This window comes from Streptomyces sp. NBC_00873, from assembly GCF_045207415.1.
GTDB lineage: Bacteria > Actinomycetota > Actinomycetes > Streptomycetales > Streptomycetaceae > Streptomyces.
The window spans coordinates 803,219-821,829 of sequence record NZ_CP108803.1 but is presented as its reverse complement, the minus strand read 5'-3'; the positions used below and the strand labels follow the sequence as shown (position 1 = coordinate 821,829).

The window sequence follows — 18,611 nt, the reverse complement described above, 5'->3', positions numbered from 1 at the left end:
CAGGAGCAGAACCCCCTTCATCGACGTTCCGGCTTCTGGTTTCAGCGGTGTTCCGGGTTCGGGAAGTCGAAGCGGCAGCCCGCGTCCCATTCGGATCGCTGGTTGCCGTGCGCCGGAATCCCGCCCGCCCGCTTGAGCATGGCCGCCAGGTGCATCAGGTTCCACGTCATGAAGGTGGTGTTGCGCTTGGTGAACTCGTTGTCGGGTCCGCCGGATCCGGCATCGAGATACGACGGTCCTGGGCCCGCCTCCCCGATCCAGCCCGCGTCGGCCTGTGGCGGGATGGTGTACCCGAGGTGCTGGAGGCTGTAGAGCACATTCATCGCGCAGTGCTTCACGCCGTCTTCATTGCCGGTGATCAGGCAGCCGCCCGCCCTGCCGTAGTAGGCGTACTGACCCTTCTCGTTGAGCAGGCTGGAACAGGCATAGAGCCGCTCGATCACCTTCTTCATGACTGACGAGTTGTCTCCCAGCCAGATGGGGCCGGCCAGCACGAGGATGTCGGCCGCCATCACCTGGTCGTACAGTGCGGGCCACTCGTCACTGGCCCAGCCGTGTTCCGTCATGTCCGGCCATACGCCGGTCGCGATGTCGTGGTCGACAGCCCGTACGACGTCGACGTTTACGCCCTGCGCCTCCATCACGGCCCGGCTCCTGTCGATCAGCCCTTGTGTGTTGCTGACTTCGGGTGAGCGTTTGAGCGTGCAGTTGACGACGAGGGCGCGCAGGTCGTCGTAGCGAGCGGGCGGCGACTCGGCACTGGGCGACTGGGTGGTCACAGGTCCTCCTGGCTTTCGCCGCCGTGCCGTCACGGCGGCCCAACACCGACCATCGTGCTGGCAGGGATCCGGCTACGACTGCTACGGCACAGTCGAACACCGGCGATCACTCCGACAGCCGAGCACCCGGTAGGCCGGCCCTTGACGGACGTGCCCTTCACCCGACCGGGGGTTGGTGCGTGGTCCGCCCTCCGGCATGTGCATACGTTCGGCCCATGGACACCCACCCCACCTCCGGTCCGCAGAGCTCCGGGACGAGGACCGAAGACGTCGCGAACCTGATGGTCCGCTGTCTTGAGGCCGAGGGCGTGGAGTACATCTTCGGGATCCCTGGCGAAGAGAATATCCGCTTCGTCGATGCCCTGGAAGGTTCGCGCATCCGATACGTCCTGGTCCGCCACGAGCAGGGCGCCTCGTTCATGGCCGAGATCTACGGACGCCTGACCGGGCGGGCCGGGGTGTGCTCGGCCACGCTGGGGCCCGGTGCGATCAATCTCCTGCTGGGTGCAGCGGACGCGACGACCAACAGCGCACCGTTCGTGGCTCTTGCGGCGCAGGGATCGCTGGGCCGGCTGCACAAGGAGTCCCATCAGGTCATCGATCTGGTGTCGATGTTCGCACCGGTCACCCAGTGGTCCGCTCGCGTGGACAGCCCCGTCGCGGTGCCCGAGATGGTACGGAAGGCGTTCAAGACCGCGCAGAGCGAGCGTCCGGGAGCGGTCTTCGTAGCAGTCCCCGAGGACATCGAAGCCTCACGAATCACCAGGCCGCTCAACCCCCTGCAGGTCGACACGGTCCATGCCGACGCGCCGTCGCCCTCCCAGATCGCCCGGGCAGCGGAGGTTCTCGCGACGGCGCGCCGACCGGTCGTCCTTGCCGGCCACGGCGCCGCGAGGGGCAAGGCGGCAGAGGCTCTCATGCGTTTTGCCGAGCGGCTGAACGTGCCTGTGGCGACCACCTTCCACGGGAAGGGTGTCTTCCCCGACGACCACCCGAACGCGCTCGGGGCGGTCGGCTTCATGCGCCATGACTATTCCAACTTCGGCTTCGACACCGCAGACGTCCTCATCTGCGTCGGCTACGAAGTCCAGGAGTTCGACCCGGTGAAGATCAATCCGGACGGCGACAAGCGCATCGTTCACCTGCACCGGTTTCCTGCCGAGGTAGATGCGCACTACCCGGTCACGGTCGGTGTCGAGGGTGATCTTTCGCAGGCACTGGACGCACTGGCGGCCGCGCTGCCGGACGGCCTCGACTACGAGTCAGGGACCGGTGCGCGCATCCGAGCCTTGCTCAACGAGGAGCTGGAGTACGGACGACGGAGCGACGCATGCCCGCTCGTGCCGCAGCGCGTGGTCGCCGACGTGCGAGCGGCGCTGGGGCGCGACGACATCGTGCTCGCCGACACCGGCGCCGGAAAGATGTGGATGGCCCGCCTGTATCCGGCGTACGAGCCGGACACCTGCCTGGTCTCCAACGGGCTGTCCACCATGGGCTTCGCGCTGCCCGGTGCCATCGCCGCGAAACTCGCCCGTCCGGAGCAGCGTGTGCTGGCCATGATGGGCGACGGCTCATTCCTGATGAACTCCCAGGAACTGGAGACTGCCGTTCGCGAACACATCCCACTGGTGGTCCTCGTACTGGTCGACGAGGAGTACGGCCTGATCACCTGGAAGATGGAGCTCGAACTCGAACGCCACAGCCACACCCGCTTCACCAATCCGGACTTCGTCGCCTACGCCGAGAGCTTCGGCGCCCACGGCTGCCGCATCGAGGCGGCCGATCAGCTACTGCCGGCGCTGCTACGTGCGCTGGCCGGTGACGGAGTGTCGGTGATCGCCTGCCCCATCGACTACTCCGAGAACCTGCGGCTCACAGAGCGGCTCGGCGCGCTCCACGGCCCGTTCTGACTCCACGTGTCAACAATGCTTGTGATCAATGCACTTTGGGTCTGTTGCGAAAGTGCCGGCCGCAGCCATTCATTGATGGCTGTGACCGGCACGGCGGCCTCATGGCGGACGGCCGGCTTGTCGTACCTCGTGGAGGGCTGCCGGATCAGTCGGTGTCGAGGCCGTCGACCAGACGGTTGAGGAACCGGGTGAACGTGGCTTCCGGAGTGAGCGGGTGTCCGGGTGCGGAGAGGGCCTCGGCGAGCTCCGGGTGGTGGCCGTCCGCGGCGACAGCGGCGAGGTAGCGGGCTTCGGCTGCGGTCCGGTCGGGCGATGCCGCGGCTGCGGCCTGCGCGATCTCGTGGGCGACGTGCCCGGCCACGAATCCGGTGAGCTGGGCGAAGACCTCCAGCTTCGCTGCGCCGTCCAGCCCGGTGGGCCGCAGGGCGGCAAGTGCGTGCTCCAGGAAGGCCAGGGTGTTGGGGCCGGGTGTCCGGCGGGCCGACAGGGCGGCGGGCAGCCAGGGGTGCCGGAGCATATGAGCGCGCTGGAGGTGGGCGATGGCCTTCAGGTCGGTGCGCCAGTCGCCGGTGCGTTCGTCCGTCGTCGGCAGTTCGCCGCTGACGTGGTCGACCATCAGTTCCAGCAGCGTCTCCTTGTCGGGGGCGTAGCTGTAGAGCGACATGGCGCCGGCTCCGACCTGTGCGGCGACCCGTCGCATGGTGACCGCGTCGAGCCCTTCCGCGTCTGCGAGGGCGACGGCTGCGGCTGTGATCGCCTCGCGGCTGAAGGTGGGCCTGCGCCCCCTGCGGGGCCGGGCGGGACCGAGCCAGAGTTGCTGTGGGTCGACGCTCATGGCGCCGGACCCGCCGTCAGGGGTCACGATCTTCGTATTCCTTTCCTGGTCGCTGCCTCTCGTGTCGAAGCCATCCAAGCATCCACTATTCTCGTACGCAGTACGAGAATAGTGGAGGACGACGATGACATCACGCATGCACGACGCTGTGCCGAGGTCGGCCTGGATGCCGCCTTCCGGGAAGCCGCCGCTGTCCGCACGGATGATGAGAGCGACCTGGCGCAATCTCCCGGCCAAGCGGCACGAAGCCGGGTGGGAGCCGGGACTGGTGGTGCCGGCCGCCGACGGCAGCCCGTTGCGTACGGATCACTACTTCCCGCGTGCGGAGGGAGACTTCCCCACCCTTGTCGTGCGCTCGCCGTACGGTCGGGGCGTGCCGTGGTCACCCATGTACGGCATGCTCTTCGCCGAACAGGGCTTCCACGTGGTCCTGCAGAGCTGCCGCGGCACCGGCGGCTCGGGGGGCCGGTTCGATCTGTGGCGCAACGAGGCCGCCGACGGTCAGGCCACGGTGACCTGGCTGCGAGAGCAGCCCTGGTTCAACGGAATTCTGGGCACGGTCGGCCCCAGTTACCTGGGTTACGTGCAGTGGGCGCTCGCCCTGGACCCGCCACCGGAGCTGAAGGCGATGGTGGTGCAGGTGGGTCTGCACGATCCCTACGCCCTGTTTCACACCGACGGCGCACTCCGCCTGGAGAACGCCCTCGCTGTCGGTGTCGGCATGACATACCAGCATCGGGGGATCGGCCCCTTGGTGAGGGGGACGCTGCGCCTGCAGCGCCGACTGCGCGCCATCACCACCGCGCAGCCGCTGCGCGGAGCGTACGCGTCCGCACTGGGGGAAGAAGTGCCCTGGCTGGACGACGTGATGACGCACCCCGACGCCAACGACCCGTACTGGCTCGGCGCGTCCCCGGGAGAAGCGGCTTCGCGGCTGAGCGTGCCCACCGCCCTGACCACCGGGTGGTACGACGCGCTGGTCGACCAGACCTTCGAGCAGTACGACAGGCTGCGTCGGGCCGGCTGCGAGACCGCGCTGCTCGTCGGCCCCTGGACACATACCTCCGCGCTTCAACAGGGCTGGCCCGAGGTGTTCGCCGAGAGCCTCGCCTGGCTGCGCGCGCACCTGTGCGCCGACCCCTCCGGCCTGCGCCCCACCGCAGTGCGCGTGCATGTCGGTGGCGACAACGCGTGGCGGGACCTCGACGACTGGCCGCTGACCCCGGCCGCGACGTCATGGTTCCCCGCCCCGGACGGGTATCTGACCCAGCAGGCACCCACGGACAACACACCGCTGAGGTCCTTCCGTTACGACCCGGCCGATCCCACCCCGTCCGTCGGCGGCCCTCTGCTCTTCCGCGGCGCCGGCCCCCGCGACAACAGCGCCCTGGAAGCCCGAGAGGACGTCCTGACATTTACGGGCCCGCCGCTGGCCGAGCCCGTGGACGTCCTCGGCCCGGTCTCCGCGCGGCTGAGCATCGCCACGGACACCGGATACGCCGATGTCTTCACCCGACTGTGCGACGTGGACGCACAAGGCCGTTCACTCAACGTCTGTGACGGACTGGCTCAGCTGCGGACGGTTGAGCAGGAGCCCTCGATGGTCACCGTACCGATGGGCTCGACCGCCCACCGCTTCGCCGCCGGTCACCGTATCCGCTGGCAGATCAGCGGCGGTGCCCATCCGCGCTACGCCCGTAATCCCGGCACCGGGGAGTCGTCGGTCGACGCCATCGACTTCACACCGGTACGCCTCACACTCCACGCGGACTCAGCACTGATGCTTCCCGGGAGCACCCAGGCTGCGCAGCCCTTCGAAGGTGAACAGCCCGACGCATAGACAGCGGGGCGCCACCGGGAAAAAAAGGGATACAGTCCCGGCGCACGACGTCCTCGTCCACCACCTGGTGGCCCTCCGACGGGTTCTGCCGCGGGCGGGCCACCGTGGCGTCCGGGGAGGGCGTCGTCCGCACGGCCGCGGTGTCACCGGCGCCGCAGGTCCGGGCCTCAGAGGCTGCCGGGCGCGTGCGGGTCCTCCCAGCGGGCGGGGCCCGGGAGGCTGAGCAGCCGTATCAGGTGGAGTAATTCCTCGGAGTCGCCGTGGGCTCGCAGCCGGTCAGGGGCGTGGCGGATGAGCCAGGCGGCGAGCTCGGCGCACATCTCATCCCTGTTCTCACGGCTGTGCCACGGGAGTAGATCCCCCAGCAGGCTGTACTCCCACTGCCTTACCGCCTCGGCCAGGTTCTGGTCGGCCACGGGATGACGCAGTTCCGCCCAGACGGTGAGCCACGGACTGATCTCGGCGGACGCCTCGGCGCACAGGGCCAGGACCTCGTACGCCGGCACGGTGGGATCCGGGTCGGTGAGACTGAGAGCCCACCAGGCGTGCAGGAACTCCCGCACCGCTGCGGCTTGCCCGACAGGCCACCGTTGCCAGTGGCCTCGGGCGAATGACCGTCCGGCCTCCTCCATACCGAGTGGTTCGACGAGGCCACGGACAAGTGCCGCGGCGAACTGAGGCAGGATGCGACGCAGCACGGCCGCGTGGTCGGTCCAGTCCGGGGCGTCCCAGGTGCGACGCAGGAGATCGGGCTCCAACTCCACGCCCGGCGCCTTCAACTGCGCGAGTTCCTCTGCGCTGCCCCAGTGACACGGGCAGTTGTACTCGTCGGAACGGGCGGTCATGCCATGGAAGGTGACGGCGAGGCCGTCCAGTGACGCGTTGAGACGGAGTCGAGCGGGAGCCTCGTCACGATTCATCGGGGGCGCACGTCCTTCAGGTACTCCGGAGGGCTTCCGCCGGCCGAAGATTCCTACTCTACGTGGTCTCAATACTGCCTTCGTCGTGGCCTGGCAAGGCGGGAACGTCATCGCCGGACGCCGTGACCGCGGCACTGTTCCTCTGACCCACCGACCCGCTTGGTGATCCCGAGGGGGGCGAACTCGGCGCAATGCGCACCCCATGACACGTACCTCACCCGACTCGGACCACCGTCCGTGCGCAAGATGCCGCCTGCTGCCGGGCTGTGCCAACGTGGAGGGAGCAGCGGCGCAGCCCCGTCGCGCGAGGGCCGGAAATGAGGTGCCGATGGACCCGGTCGATGCCCTGCGGCGGATCGCCTTCCTGCTGGAACGCGACCAGGCTGCCACGTACCGCGTCCAGGCGTTCCGCAAGGCCGCCGCCGCGGTGGGCGCGATGACGGGCGACGAGATCGCGGAACGAGTGGCGTCGGGGTCGCTGGAGTCGGTCAGGGGCATCGGGCCGAAGACGGCACAGGTGGTGCGTGAAGCGCTCGCCGGGGAAGCCCCCGGCTACCTCCAGCGGCTGGAGGCCGCCGCCGCGGCTCCCCTCATGGAAGGGGGTGAAACGCTGCTCGCCCTGCTGCGTGGCGACTGCCATCTGCACTCCGACTGGTCGGACGGCGGAAGTCCGATCGAGGAGATGGGACGGACGGCGATCGAGCTGGGGCACGAGTGGGCGGTCCTCACCGACCACTCACCCCGGCTGACTGTGGCGAACGGACTGTCGCCCGAACGGCTGCGCCGCCAATTGGAGGCCGTGGCCGCACTCAACGAGCAGTGGGCACCGTTCCGGCTGCTCACCGGAATCGAGTGCGACATCCTTCCGGACGGCTCCCTCGACCAGGAGGACCGACTGCTGGAGCAGCTCGATGTGGTGGTCGTGTCCGTGCACTCCAAGCTGCGGATGGACGCACGGGCCATGACGCGCCGACTGGTCGCGGCCGTTCGCCATCCGGAGGCGGACGTACTGGGGCACTGCACGGGCCGTCTGATCACCGGCCGGGGACGCCCGGAGTCGGAGTTCGACGCGGACGAGGTCTTCGCGGCGTGTGCCGAGGCGGGCACCGCGGTGGAGATCAACAGCCGTCCGGAGCGGCTCGATCCGCCGCGGCGTCTGCTGCGGCAGGCCGTCGACGCAGGCGCGCTGTTCGCGATCGACACCGACGCGCACGCGCCAGGACAGCTCGACTGGCAGATCTTCGGCTGTGCCCGGGCAGAGGAGTGCGGGGTGCCCGCCGAACGGGTCATCACGTCGTGGCCGGTGGACGAACTGCTGGCCTGGTCATGACGCCGAGCCCGGTCCGTCCGTGGCGCGGGCGAAGACATGGAGGGCCGATGACTTCGCACCCATGTAGCGGGGCCCCGTGGGCAGAGTGGCGGATGCCGGCTGCCTGTGCGGATCGACGTCCACAGCGATGGAGTAGAGGTTCGCGGCACGGGTGCTCTGCGCACGCCCGCTGCCGTTGACCCTGTCGCCGTGGGCCGCGACCACCGCCTTCTGCGGAACGGCGCTGCTCGCCCGGTCGGGGACGGTGACCGGAGAGGAAACCGTGGTTCCCTCGGGGTAGGTGATTGTCACCGTCCCGGGCAGTCCGCAGGCCGGGGCGTAGGTCGCGGTCATGAGGAGGCCGACACGTGACGCGTTGCCGGACAGCGGAACGACCTGGCCATGGGCGAGGGCGTTGGCCTCGACACCGGCAAGCCCGGCAACCGCCTGGCGGCGCAATCAGGCACGGGACAAAGTCCTGGCCACCAATTGGTCACCCCTGGACGAGGCGATGCGCCAGGAACTCGGCAGCTGGGCGGGCGATGTGACCGGTAGCCTCAGGATGCTGGACCGGTTCACCAACTGGCCCATTCGGCCCCAGCAGATCTGACTGCAGATCAAGAGCCTGGAGGACTTCGCTCCCATCAAGATCAAAAAAGTAGGGAACACGAGGTGACTGCCGAACTCCGGCGGTTGGTGGAGGAACTGCGCTCCACGACCGCGACGCGACATGAGTGGAGCATGCTGAATTCGCTGCCCGCCGGGGCTCCGCCCGAGAGAATCGGAGCCGACCTGCCGGACCGGTACCGGGAGTTCCTCGCGGTATGCGACGGCGCCACCTGCGGAGACGTCACCGTGTTCGACGCCGCGACGGTCGACAGGATGCAGTTCTACGCGGACCCGGTCGACGAGGCCGAGGTCAACCTCGGCCGCGAGGAATGGTTCTGCCCCGGTGTCGTCTCCGACGAACCGTTCTTCGTCAACCGATCGACGGGGGCGGTCTGGAACTTCCCCGACACCGGGGTCGAATGGTGGAAGTCGGCCGTCTTCGAAAGGGCGGCTGACGACTTCACCACGTTCTTCCAGGAGTGGGTGGCAGGGCCGCGCTACATGCACCTCACCGGCTCCCAACCGGAGGAGCAATGGCCTGAACTTCTCAGCGGGCTGGGCCGACTGGGAGGATGAACGACCGGCTGAGGCGCTTGCCCGGGGGGTGACCCGGCCGAGCCCTTTCGTCTGTGCCGACCCCCTCCATGACGATCGAGGCCCTGCGGGCCGTCTTCGCGGTGAGCCGGGTGGTGCACTCCTCACGGTCGGCTCTCCTTGTGGAGAGACCATCTGTGGGTGTCGCCGGGCTTCCCGATCCCTTCCGTGGGTGCGACCGGAATGACCACTGTTCCGCCCGTCGAGCCGCTCTCCGGCCACTACGGCTCACGGGGTCCTCTCGCCACCGGCGGATCCGTCGACCCGACTGACGTATCAGCTCGGGCTACTGCTTCTCGTACATACGCCCGGTCGGCCCCCTGGTGTCACACCTTCGATATGCCCGACATGACAGCCAAAGGGGGGATTAGTACGTTTCGTTACGGATCGGCTGCACGGCCGGCGTCTCTGAGACAGGAAGAAGTGACATGACCACGCGCAAATTCGCCGTGACCGCCGCCGCAGTAGGCGCATCGGTCCTTGCCGTCACCGGCATCACGTATGCCTCGGCCAACGGATCCACCCAGGCCGCCCCGTCCGTCCAGCAGGCCGCCACGGCCGCCCCGTCCGTCCCTCAAGCCGCCCCGGCCGTCCCGAAGTCCGTGCCGGCCGTTCCGAAGTCCGCCCCCGCCGGGACGCTCCCTGATGGGGACAGCGGATACGGGAAGGGGGACGGCGGCCGTGATGACGGCGGTCGCGACGATGGGGGCCGTGATGACGGCGGTCGCGACGATGGGGGCCGTGATGACGGGGGCCGCGACGATGGGGGCCGAGATGACGGGGGCCGTGATGACGGGGGTCGCGGCTACGGGGGTAGCGACCGCGGTTCGGACCGCGGCTACGACCGTGGGGAAGACGGAAGAATCCAATTCAACGATCGGACGTACTCCGCAGCCGTCGACGGCTGCATCACCGCGGCCAGCGGACTGGGCTCAACCAGCTTCAGCATCAGCAACGACAGCTGGAAGACCGTTGAGGTCTACCGCGGGTCCACCTGCGACAACGGCTCTCCGGTTGCCACCGTCGGTCCCCACGGCGCCACCCACGGCGTCGTGACCCCCACGGTCGAGGGGGGCTTGTTCGCCAACAATGGCGTCGTGGGCAGCTTCCGGGTGATCGGTGACCACTACGACAGGTGGTAACAGCGCCACCCGCATCACTTGGAACCCGCGGTCCGTCGGAATCGGTCCGGGGTTTCCGGGAGGTCGGCCAGGGCCAGCAAGGGGCGTCGCGTCGGACAAGGACGCCGCCACCGGGCCCGACCGGCAGCTGGTGCGCCGTCAACTCCGACGCCAGGAACCCCCCGGGGCAGAGCTGGGCAGGTCGATGGCAGAGGGGTGGACAGGCGCTCGAGGCTCCTGGTGGAAGACGTTGCCCGGCAACTCATCCACCGGGAGCCTCGTCACATCCCCCTGGAAAACCCTTGTGTGCACGGCGCGAGGCTCTCCTCGGATCGCGCCGTTTGTCGGCGGCCATCTCCTTCTCGTGCAACTCGGGGCCAGGCGTCCGTCTTCCAGCCGTGCTTCCTCATGTCCGGTCACACGCCGGTCGCGCTGTCGTGGTCGATCGCCCGGAGCAGTTCGGTCGTGACGCCGCGCTCCGCCCCGACTGCGCGGCTGCGGTCGATCGGCCCCTCCGTGTTGCTGATCTCGGGGGGAACGCTGGAGCGTGCAGTCGGTGTGCATCGGGCGCAGCGCGTCGAAGCGGTACGCGTCGTCGGCACGGCCCGGTGTCACCATGCGGGGGCTCCTCTGTGCGTACGGAAGATTGTGAGGCCTGCCCCTGGTCTACCGTCACGCACGGGCTCACCCGGCCATGGGCGCGCGGGTGCCACCCGTACGCAGCAAGTGCGGCCCACCCATTGCCTCGCGTGCGAGGTGAGTACGAGAACCCGTGTGCCGCGTCCGCCCCCAATTGCCGGTCGGTCTGAGTCGACGGATGTCCGACGGCGTCTCGAACCCCTGTGCAACGCGCGCCTTGGAAGCGGCGGCCGCCGCCCGGGCGCGCCTCCGTCCCCCCGCACGCCCGTCCCACGAACAGTCGATCAAGACGAGCGGGCGCCCGGCTCCCGCGCTCCAATGAACTCGTGACCGCGCCCCCAGACGACTGCCTCGCGCGCAATGACTGGCTCTGCGGTGCCTATCTGACCAGCCGTCGCAACATTCTCTGGGACGCCGTCCTCCAGCACCTCCAGCTCACCGCGGTCTCCGTGTGCATCGGACTGCTCCTCGCCCTGCCCCTCGCGCTTGCCGCCCGTCGCCTGCGCTGGGCGGCCGGACCCGTCCTCGGTGTGACGACCATCCTCTACACCGTGCCGTCGCTCGCCATGTTCTCGCTGCTGCTGCCGGTCTACGGACTTTCCGCCTCGCTCGTCGTCGCGGGGCTTGTCCTCTACTCGCTCACCCTTCTCGTACGGAACATCCTCGCCGGACTGCGCGCCGTGCCCGAGGAGACCCGACAGGCCGCGCGCGGCATGGGCTACGGGCCCGTCCGGCTCCTTGTCGCCGTGGAGCTGCCCCTCGCTCTGCCCGCCGCCATGGCCGGGCTGAGGATCGCCACCGTCTCCGCGGTCTCCCTGGTCACCGTCGGTGCGATCGTCGGCTACGGCGGGCTCGGCAATCTCATCTACTCCGGGATGAACACCTACTTCAAGGCCCAGGTGCTCACCGCGTCCGCACTCTGCGTCGTCATCGCCGTCGCCGCCGACCTGCTGCTGCTCGGCGCGCAGCGGCTGCTGACCCCGTGGACCCGTAGGAAGTCGTGAACACCCTCTCCGACACCTGGTCCTGGCTCACCAGCTCCGCCCACTGGACCGGCGACAACGGCATCTGGCACCGGCTCGAACAGCACCTCGTCCTCACCGTCGTCTGCCTGCTGATCAGCTGCCTCATCGCGCTGCCCGCTGCTCTCGTCCTCGGTCATCTCGGCAAGGGCGGGACACTCGCCGTCAATATCTCCAACCTCGGCCGCGCCGTCCCCACCTTCGCCGTCCTGGTCCTGCTGCTCCTCACCCCGATCGGCAGGTACGGCGAGGGGCCGACCGTCGTCGCCCTGGTGCTGTTCGCCGTCCCGCCGCTGCTCACCAATGCGTACGTGGGGGTGCGGGAGGTCGACCGCGATGTCGTACGGGCCGCCCGCGGCATGGGCATGACGGGGCGGCAGCTGCTGCTGCGGGTCGAAGTGCCGCTCGCCCTGCCGTTGATCCTCACCGGTGTACGGATCGCGGCCGTCCAGCTCGTCGCCACCGCCACCCTGGCCGCGCTGGCGGGCGGCGGCGGACTCGGCCGCATCATCACCGCGGGCTTCAACCTCGCCTCCACCCCGCAGGTGGTGGCCGGGGCGATGCTCGTCGCCGTGTTCGCCCTGATCGTCGAAGGGATCTTCGAGCTCGGGCAGCGGCTCGCCCCCGACTGGGTGCGCGGCGAGGAATCCTGATGAGGGACGGCCGGACCGTGCCCGTACTCCTGACGCTGCTGCTGACCGCGTCCGCGTGCACCACCGGGCCCGCCCTGGAGGACCAGGGCGAGGTCACCGCCCCGCCGGGCGACAGCAAGCACCTCACCATCGGATCCGCGGGCTTCACCGAGAGTGACCTGCTCGCCCGGATGTACGCGCTGCTGCTGGACCGGGCCGGCTACTCCACCAAGGTCATCTCCGTCACCAACCGGGAGATCTACGAACCGGCACTGGAGAGCGGCCAGATCGACGTCGTACCGGAGTACGCCGCCACCTTCGCCGACTGGCTGAACGCACAGAAGAACGGCGCCGAAGCCGCCCCCGTCGGCTCTCCCGACCTGGACACCACCATGAAGGCCCTGCGCGCCCTCGCCACGCCCCGCGGCCTCACCGTCCTCGACCCGGGCCGCGCCGTCGACCAGAACGCGTTCGCGGTCACCGCTCCGTACGCGGCGAAGCACCGGCTGAGGACGCTCAGCGATCTGGGCAGGTCAGGGCTTCCCGTACGGCTGGCCGCGGGTGACGAGTGCGTGCAGCGGCCCTACTGCGCTCCGGGACTGAAGAAGTCGTACGGCATCGACATCGTCGCCGTCGATCCCAAGGGCGTCGGCACCACACAGGCGAAACAGGCGGTCCGGAGCGGTCGGGACCAGATGGTCCTGACCACCACCACCGATGCCACCCTCGACACCTTCGGGCTGGTTCTGCTCGCCGACGACAAGCATCTGCAGAACGCCGACTACCTCGTCCCTGTCGTCAACCGGTCCCGGGCGGGAAGCCCGGGCGTACGCGACGCACTGGACCGGCTCAACACCGTGTTGACGACCGCGGATCTCGCCCGGATGAACGAGCAGGTGGACAGCTGGCGGCGGCTCCCCGACGACGTCGCGCGGAACTACCTGGAGTCCAAGAAGCTCATTCCGGGCAGCTGAGCGGCGTGCGCGTACCTACCAGGGGAGTTCCGCGATCCGCGCGGTGATCCGCTCGCGGTCCCCCCACAGGTTCTGCCCGGACAGATGGGAGGCCGTGAGCTGCAGACCCTGGGTGGGTGATGGGGGAATTCGCTGGGTAGCAAGCGCTTTCTACCGTGGAAGCCCAGCTTTCGCGGGGAGGCGGGTCAAGGGATCTTCGCACCGGGCGTCGGGCGTACCTGATCAACGCGGGGCCCGGCGGATCGGTCGCACCGGCCCACCGGTCCGTCAGGCGTCCGCCACCGAGTCGAACTGCACCTCGTCGCGCCCCACTCCCCGCGCGTCCGCGTCCACCGACCGGCGCAGCGCCTCGTGGAGTTTCGCCGGAGTCAGGACGCCGAGGAAACGCGACCCGTCCAGCACCGCCACCCACCCGGCGTCGTGCTGCAGCATCTCGCTGAATGCCTGCTTCAGCGGGGCCCCGACCGGTACCCACGCATCCATCCGGCGCGCCAGTTCGCCGACCGTGCCGTGTTCCCCGGCGATCCGCAGTGCGTCCGCCGGCACCCAGCCGTGCAGTTCACCCTCGGCGCCGAGCACGACCGCCCAGCGGGCCCCCGCGCCGTTCAGCCGGGCCGCCGCCGAGCGTACGGGCTCGTCGAGCCGGGCGATCGGCGGCTCCTCCAGGTCGTCCCGCTCGATCGTGGTGACCGACAGCCGTTTCAGTCCACGGTCCGCGCCGACGAATTGGGCCACGTAAGGCGTCGCCGGTGTGCCGAGCACGGTGGCCGGCTTGTCGAACTGCTCGATGCGCCCCTCCCCGTACACCGCGATCCGGTCGCCCATCCGGACCGCTTCCTCGATGTCATGGGTGACCATCAGGACCGTCTTCCTGAAGGCCGCCTGCAGGCTCAGGAACTCGTTCTGCAACCGCTCCCGCACCACCGGGTCGACCGCACCGAACGGTTCGTCCATCAGCAGCACCGGCGGATCGGCGGCCAGCGCCCGTGCGACACCCACCCGTTGGCGCTGGCCGCCGGAGAGTTGGGCGGGGTACCGGGAGCCGTACGTCTTCGGGTCGAGTCCCACCAGATCCAGCAGTTCCGCCGCCCGCTCCCGGGCCCTGCCCCGCTTCCAGCCGACCAGGGAGGGAACGGTCGCGGTGTTGTCGAGGATCGTCCGGTGCGGGAAGAGGCCGACCTGCTGGATGACATAACCGATCCGGCGGCGCAGTCGCACCGGGTCGATCCCCGCGATGTCCTCGCCGTCCACCAGGATCCGGCCCGAGGTCGGCTCGATCAGCCGGTTCACCATCATCATCGTGGTGGTCTTGCCGCAGCCCGACGGCCCGACGAGGGTGACGAGTTCCCCCTCGGCGACCTCGAAGGACAACCCGTCGACCGCGGTTGTGCCGTCCGGATAGACCTTGCCGACCTGCTCGAACCGGATCATGGCTGCACGCTAGGAGCCCCCCGGGCGCGTCGCACACGGGCCGGGACTGTCCGAGTCACGGGCGTGTGCTGAACTGTCGGTGATACGTCTGATTCAGGAGCACCTTTTGACCAGTTACCGGCAGCCCGGCGTCGTTCTCACCGACCGCCGTTTCACCGTCCCGCTCGATCACGCCGATCCGGGCGGTGAGCAGATCGAGATCTTCGGCCGGGAGGCCGTCGCGAGCGGCAAGGTCGACGACGAGCTGCCGTGGCTGGTGTACCTGGAGGGCGGACCCGGCTTCGGTGCCCGTCGTTTCGTCGGTACGGAGGCCTGGCTTGGGCGGGCGGTGAAGGAGTTCCGGGTGCTGCTGCTCGACCAGCGCGGCACCGGGCTGTCCACACCGGCCAACCGACAGACCCTTCCGCTGCGCGGCGGCCCACGTGAGCAGGCCGACTATCTCGCCCACTTCCGGTCCGACAACATCGTGCGCGACTGCGAGCTGATCCGGCCGCAGCTGACCGGCGGCGCCCCGTGGACCGTGCTCGGCCAGTCGTTCGGCGGCTTCTGCGCGGTCCGTTATCTGTCGGTTGCCCCCGAGGGGCTCGAGGCCGTCCTGATCACCGGCGGACTGCCCTCGCTCGATGCCCACGCCGACGACGTGTACCGGGCCGCGTACCCGCGGATCGAGCGGAAGGTCGCCGCCCACTACGCCCGCTACCCGCAGGACGTCGAGCGTGCTCGCGAGATCGCCGCGTACCTCCTGGAGCGCCGTCCGGAGAGCGCCGGACACCGCCTGACGCCCGAGGGGTTCCAGTCCCTCGGCATCATGCTGGGCGGCGATGCCGGCAGTCACCAGCTGCACTACCTGCTGGAGAACGCCTTCGTCCGTACGCCGCTGGGCACCGAGCTCTCCGACACCTTCCAGGAGGCCGTGCGCACCGCCAACTCGTTTGCGGGTCACCCGCTGTACGCCCTGATGCACGAGGCGATCTACGGCCAGGGCAACGAGCCCACCGGCTGGTCCGCCGAGCGGGTCCGCGCCGAATTCCCGCAGTTCGACGCCGCCACGGCCCTGGCCGGCGACGCGCCGGTGCTCTTCACCGGCGAGAGCATCCACCCCTGGCACTTCGACGTGGACCCGGCCCTGCGCCCGCTGCGCGAGACCGCCGAACTGCTCGCCTCCCGTACCGACTGGCCCGAGCTGTACGACACCGAGCGGCTCGCCGCCAATGACGTACCGGTGGCCGCGGCCGTCTATCACGACGACATGTACGTCGACACCGAGCACGCGCTGCGCACCGCCGCGGCGATCCGCGGACTGCGCACCTGGGTGACGAACGAGTTCGAGCACGACGGGCTGCGCGCCGGGGGACCGCGGGTGCTCGACCGGCTGCTCGCCCTTGTCCGGGACGAGGTCTGACCTGCTTGTTCACGGCAGGTGCCGGTCACGCGGGTGGCGTGACCGGCACCTGCCGTACGGGTATGCCCGGACCGCTTCAGCCCTGCAGGGCGTCCAGCGTGGCGTCGAAGTCCGCAGCCGAGCGCGGGGCCCGGTTGTGCGGCAGCTTCGACAGGACGGCGGCCATTCCGCAGGTGTTGGTCACCGCGGAGAAGACCAGACCGGAGCCGACGCCGGCCGAAAGCCAGCGCGCGGCCGGGAAACGCCGACCCGCGAGCAGACCGGCCACCACGAGCGAACCGGCGGCGAACCGGACCTGACGCTCCATCGGCCAGGTGGCCCGGGCGCCGGCGGGACGGTCCAGGTCGTGGCCCTCGCCCTCCCATGCCGAGGTGCCGCCGGACAGCGTGACGGCGTCGATGTCCGCCGTGGCGAGAATGTCGCAGGCCCGGGTGGAACGCACGCCGGAGGCGCACACCACGAGCAGGGATCCGCGGGCCGCCGCCGCCTTCAGGGCGGGCAGCGCCTCTTCGAGACGGTCCAGCGGGATGTTCAGCGCGCCGGGCACGTGCCCGGAGGTGTACTCGCCCGGAGCCCGCACGTCGATGACGGTGAACTCCGCGATCCGCGCTGCGGCCTGGGCGGGGGAGAGGGAGGCGGGGCTGGTCACGAGGGATGTTTCCTTTCGTCGCCGGGGCGTACCCCGGACAGGTAGAATACCCCTTGGGGTATTCGGAGGAGGATGTGTGGAAATAGACATGGCGGCCGACGAACTGAAGTCGGTGCTCAACCGCCTTCGCCGGGCTCAGGGCCAGCTTGCCGCGATCATCAGGATGATCGAGGAGGGCCGGGACTGCGAGGATGTCATCACGCAGATGGCAGCTGTTTCGCGCGCGCTCGACCGCGCCGGTTTCGCGATCATCGCGACGGGCCTTCAGCACTGCATGGCCGACGACGGCGCAGAACCGGCCGACCGGGACCAGATGCGCGCCCGGCTGGAGAAGCTCTTCCTCTCGCTGGCCTGAGCCCGGATCCGGGGTCGGTGCCGTGGCTCAGGCCGCGGCATCGACCAGCATGAAGAGCGCCACGGCGAGCAGCGCAGCGCCGAAGATCCGCTGGAGCGCGGCCGTGGACACCTTGGCGGCCAGCCGCTTCCCGTCCCACGCCCCGAGGACCGCCGCCGCCGTGAACGGGGCGATCACCGCCCAGTCCAGCGAGGTGGGTGTGGTGAGGCGGGAAGCCAGGGCGGCCGTGGAGTTCACCGTGATGACGAGCAGGCTGGTGCCGACCGCCGCCGTCATGGGCACGGCGAGGACGGTGACCAGCGCGGGCACGGCGAGAAATCCTCCGCCGACCCCGAGGAACCCGGTCACGACGCCGAGACCGGCCCCGGCGCGGACGACCCGCCCGGTGCCCGTACGGTCGGCGGGGTCCGAGGGGTTCGGCCTGGCCGGAGCCGCCTCGCACCGCGCAGGCGCCCGCGGCCGGATCATCCGCACTGCCGCCACCGCCGCGAGCACCGCGAACGCCGCCGTCAGTACCCCCGCCGGAATCCGGACCGACAGCGCCCCGGCCACCGCCGCCGGCACGATGCCGGCCACCGCGAAGAGGCCGCCGGTCCGCCAGCGGACGTGACCGTCCCTGGCGTGCGCGACCAGCCCGGTCAGGGAGGTCGCGATGACGATGAGCAGAGCTGCGGTGGTGGCCGCGGCCGGGGTGAATCCGAGCAGATAGATCAGCGCGGGAACGGCGAGGACGCTGCCGCCGCCGCCCAGCCCGCCCAGTGCCAGACCGACCACGGCACCGGCGGTCAGGGCCAGGATGAGAGTGCTCATGCGACGGTGCCCGCCGCTCCGTGACGGTTCAGGACAGGCAGCCCCTCGGCCGCCCAGGCGGTCATGCCGCCGGTGACATCGACGGCCTCGGTGCCGCGTCCGGCGAGGATGCGGGCGGCCTGCCGGGACCGGTGGCCGGAACGGCAGATGACCACCACGGAGCGGCCCGCCGCCGAAGCGGGCAGCGACTGCCCGGTGGCCAGCCGGGAGAGCGGCAGATGGACGGCGCCCGGGGCGTGTCCGGCTTTCCACTCGGAGGTTTCGCGTACGTCGAGCAGAACCGCCGCACCATCGGCGGTCCGGCGGAGGGCCTCGGCCGGGGTGACACGGCCGGGGCCGCGCCTGAAGAAGGACATCAGGGATGCACCGGTTGCTGCGGCCACCGCGCGGCCGTCCTCCTCCAGTACGTACGAGGTGTGGTGCGGGGTCTGCCCGGGGGTGGCCATCGCGCGCAGCGTCAGCCCCTCGTCGATCGGGGCGGTGTCCCCGTCGGCGACCGGCGCCCGGTCGACGGAGACCAGTGCGGCGGCGGGCACCAGGTACTGGGCCCCGGTGACACGCGCCAGCTCCAGGCCGCCCGGCACGTAGTCGTTGTGCAGATGTGTCTCCACGACCAGGGCGATCCGCACGCCGCGCCGTGCTGCCGCGGCGATGACCCGGGCGATGTCGCGCGGCGGGTCCACCACCAGCGCGGAGTGCCGGCCCCCCGCCAGATAGCTGCGGTTGCCGAGGCCGGCGGTCTCCAGGGTGCCGACGAAGAACACGGCATGACTCCTTCCG

At 69.9% G+C, this 18,611-nt stretch carries 18 protein-coding genes and 1 pseudogene; 10 read left to right on the top strand and 9 right to left on the bottom strand.

All coding sequences use genetic code 11. The features are described from left to right. Window positions 1–41: 41 nt before the first annotated feature. The gene (locus tag OH809_RS03930) at window positions 42–779 is read right to left on the bottom strand and encodes a flavodoxin family protein (RefSeq protein ID WP_406423975.1); all 738 of its coding nucleotides are present in this window, start codon (window positions 777–779) and stop codon (window positions 42–44) included. 215 nt (window positions 780–994) lie between these two features. Between OH809_RS03930 and OH809_RS03925 the strand changes: the two genes are divergently transcribed. Continuing rightward, window positions 995–2,689 (top strand): acetolactate synthase large subunit, encoded by a 1,695-nt coding sequence (locus tag OH809_RS03925; protein ID WP_406423977.1) that lies wholly within the window; start codon window positions 995–997, stop codon window positions 2,687–2,689. Window positions 2,690–2,834: 145 nt separating this feature from the next. Here OH809_RS03925 and OH809_RS03920 read toward each other — a convergent pair whose 3' ends face one another. Beyond that, window positions 2,835–3,524: a TetR/AcrR family transcriptional regulator gene (locus tag OH809_RS03920; protein WP_406425390.1), complete on the bottom strand. Its 690-nt coding sequence runs from the start codon at window positions 3,522–3,524 to the stop codon at window positions 2,835–2,837. Window positions 3,525–3,648: 124 nt separating this feature from the next. On the opposite strand from OH809_RS03920, the gene OH809_RS03915 reads away from it, so the two are divergent. Then, window positions 3,649–5,364 carry a CocE/NonD family hydrolase gene (locus OH809_RS03915; RefSeq protein ID WP_406423979.1) on the top strand — a complete coding sequence of 572 codons (1,716 nt, stop codon included), beginning with the start codon at window positions 3,649–3,651 and terminating at the stop codon, window positions 5,362–5,364. Between the two features lie 167 nt (window positions 5,365–5,531). On the opposite strand, the gene OH809_RS03910 is transcribed toward OH809_RS03915, so the two are convergent. Continuing rightward, a complete protein-coding gene (locus tag OH809_RS03910; protein WP_406423981.1) occupies window positions 5,532–6,284 on the bottom strand; it encodes a hypothetical protein in 753 nt (250 codons plus the stop codon). A 328-nt stretch (window positions 6,285–6,612) separates the two neighbouring features. Between OH809_RS03910 and OH809_RS03905 the strand changes: the two genes are divergently transcribed. After that, window positions 6,613–7,614, top strand: a complete 1,002-nt coding sequence (locus OH809_RS03905) for a PHP domain-containing protein (protein WP_406423983.1) — start codon at window positions 6,613–6,615, stop codon at window positions 7,612–7,614. Here OH809_RS03905 and OH809_RS03900 read toward each other — a convergent pair. Continuing rightward, entirely contained in the window at window positions 7,609–8,052 is a 444-nt protein-coding gene (locus OH809_RS03900) for a hypothetical protein (protein ID WP_406423985.1), read from the bottom strand. The two genes, OH809_RS03905 and OH809_RS03900, sit on opposite strands and share 6 nt — an antisense overlap. A 213-nt stretch (window positions 8,053–8,265) precedes the next feature. Between OH809_RS03900 and OH809_RS03895 the strand changes: the two genes are divergently transcribed. From OH809_RS03895 to OH809_RS03875, 5 genes are all read left to right on the top strand, one after another. Then, complete coding sequence (locus OH809_RS03895; protein WP_406423986.1) at window positions 8,266–8,778, top strand: hypothetical protein; 513 nt, start codon at window positions 8,266–8,268, stop codon at window positions 8,776–8,778. A 446-nt stretch (window positions 8,779–9,224) separates the two neighbouring features. Further along, window positions 9,225–9,938, top strand: a complete 714-nt coding sequence (locus OH809_RS03890) for a hypothetical protein (RefSeq protein ID WP_406423988.1) — start codon at window positions 9,225–9,227, stop codon at window positions 9,936–9,938. A gap of 944 nt (window positions 9,939–10,882) precedes the next feature. Further along, window positions 10,883–11,560 carry an ABC transporter permease gene (locus OH809_RS03885; RefSeq protein ID WP_406423990.1) on the top strand — a complete coding sequence of 226 codons (678 nt, stop codon included), beginning with the start codon at window positions 10,883–10,885 and terminating at the stop codon, window positions 11,558–11,560. Next, window positions 11,557–12,231, top strand: coding sequence for an ABC transporter permease (locus OH809_RS03880; RefSeq protein WP_406423992.1), 675 nt, complete (start codon window positions 11,557–11,559; stop codon window positions 12,229–12,231). The genes OH809_RS03885 and OH809_RS03880 overlap by 4 nt, the downstream gene beginning before the upstream one ends. After that, window positions 12,231–13,184, top strand: coding sequence for an ABC transporter substrate-binding protein (locus OH809_RS03875; RefSeq protein ID WP_406514839.1), 954 nt, complete (start codon window positions 12,231–12,233; stop codon window positions 13,182–13,184). Before OH809_RS03880 ends, OH809_RS03875 begins: the two co-directional genes overlap by 1 nt. Before the next feature lie 267 nt (window positions 13,185–13,451). Here OH809_RS03875 and OH809_RS03870 read toward each other — a convergent pair whose 3' ends face one another. Then, the gene (locus tag OH809_RS03870) at window positions 13,452–14,615 is read right to left on the bottom strand and encodes an ABC transporter ATP-binding protein (RefSeq protein WP_406423996.1); all 1,164 of its coding nucleotides are present in this window, start codon (window positions 14,613–14,615) and stop codon (window positions 13,452–13,454) included. A gap of 106 nt (window positions 14,616–14,721) precedes the next feature. Here OH809_RS03870 and OH809_RS03865 point away from each other — a divergent pair, with 106 nt between their 5' ends. Next, the gene (locus OH809_RS03865; RefSeq protein WP_406423998.1) at window positions 14,722–16,017 is read left to right on the top strand and encodes an alpha/beta fold hydrolase; all 1,296 of its coding nucleotides are present in this window, start codon (window positions 14,722–14,724) and stop codon (window positions 16,015–16,017) included. A 76-nt stretch (window positions 16,018–16,093) separates the two neighbouring features. Here the strand turns inward: OH809_RS03865 and OH809_RS03860 are convergent, their stop codons facing one another. Then, the gene (locus OH809_RS03860; protein WP_406424000.1) at window positions 16,094–16,666 is read right to left on the bottom strand and encodes a rhodanese-like domain-containing protein; all 573 of its coding nucleotides are present in this window, start codon (window positions 16,664–16,666) and stop codon (window positions 16,094–16,096) included. A gap of 76 nt (window positions 16,667–16,742) precedes the next feature. Between OH809_RS03860 and OH809_RS03855 the strand changes: the two genes are divergently transcribed. Continuing rightward, entirely contained in the window at window positions 16,743–17,021 is a 279-nt protein-coding gene (locus OH809_RS03855; protein WP_266978054.1) for a metal-sensitive transcriptional regulator, read from the top strand. A gap of 27 nt (window positions 17,022–17,048) precedes the next feature. Here OH809_RS03855 and OH809_RS03850 read toward each other — a convergent pair whose 3' ends face one another. The 3 genes and pseudogenes from OH809_RS03850 to OH809_RS03840 form a co-directional block, all read right to left on the bottom strand. Next, complete coding sequence (locus OH809_RS03850) at window positions 17,049–17,831, bottom strand: sulfite exporter TauE/SafE family protein (RefSeq protein ID WP_406424002.1); 783 nt, start codon at window positions 17,829–17,831, stop codon at window positions 17,049–17,051. Beyond that, window positions 17,828–18,187, bottom strand: a complete 360-nt coding sequence (locus OH809_RS03845; protein WP_406425392.1) for a rhodanese-like domain-containing protein — start codon at window positions 18,185–18,187, stop codon at window positions 17,828–17,830. Before OH809_RS03845 ends, OH809_RS03850 begins: the two co-directional genes overlap by 4 nt. Further along, window positions 18,187–18,595, bottom strand: a pseudogene (locus OH809_RS03840) (MBL fold metallo-hydrolase); the annotation flags it as partial. The pseudogene OH809_RS03840 and the gene OH809_RS03845, both read right to left, overlap by 1 nt. Window positions 18,596–18,611 lie beyond the last annotated feature (16 nt).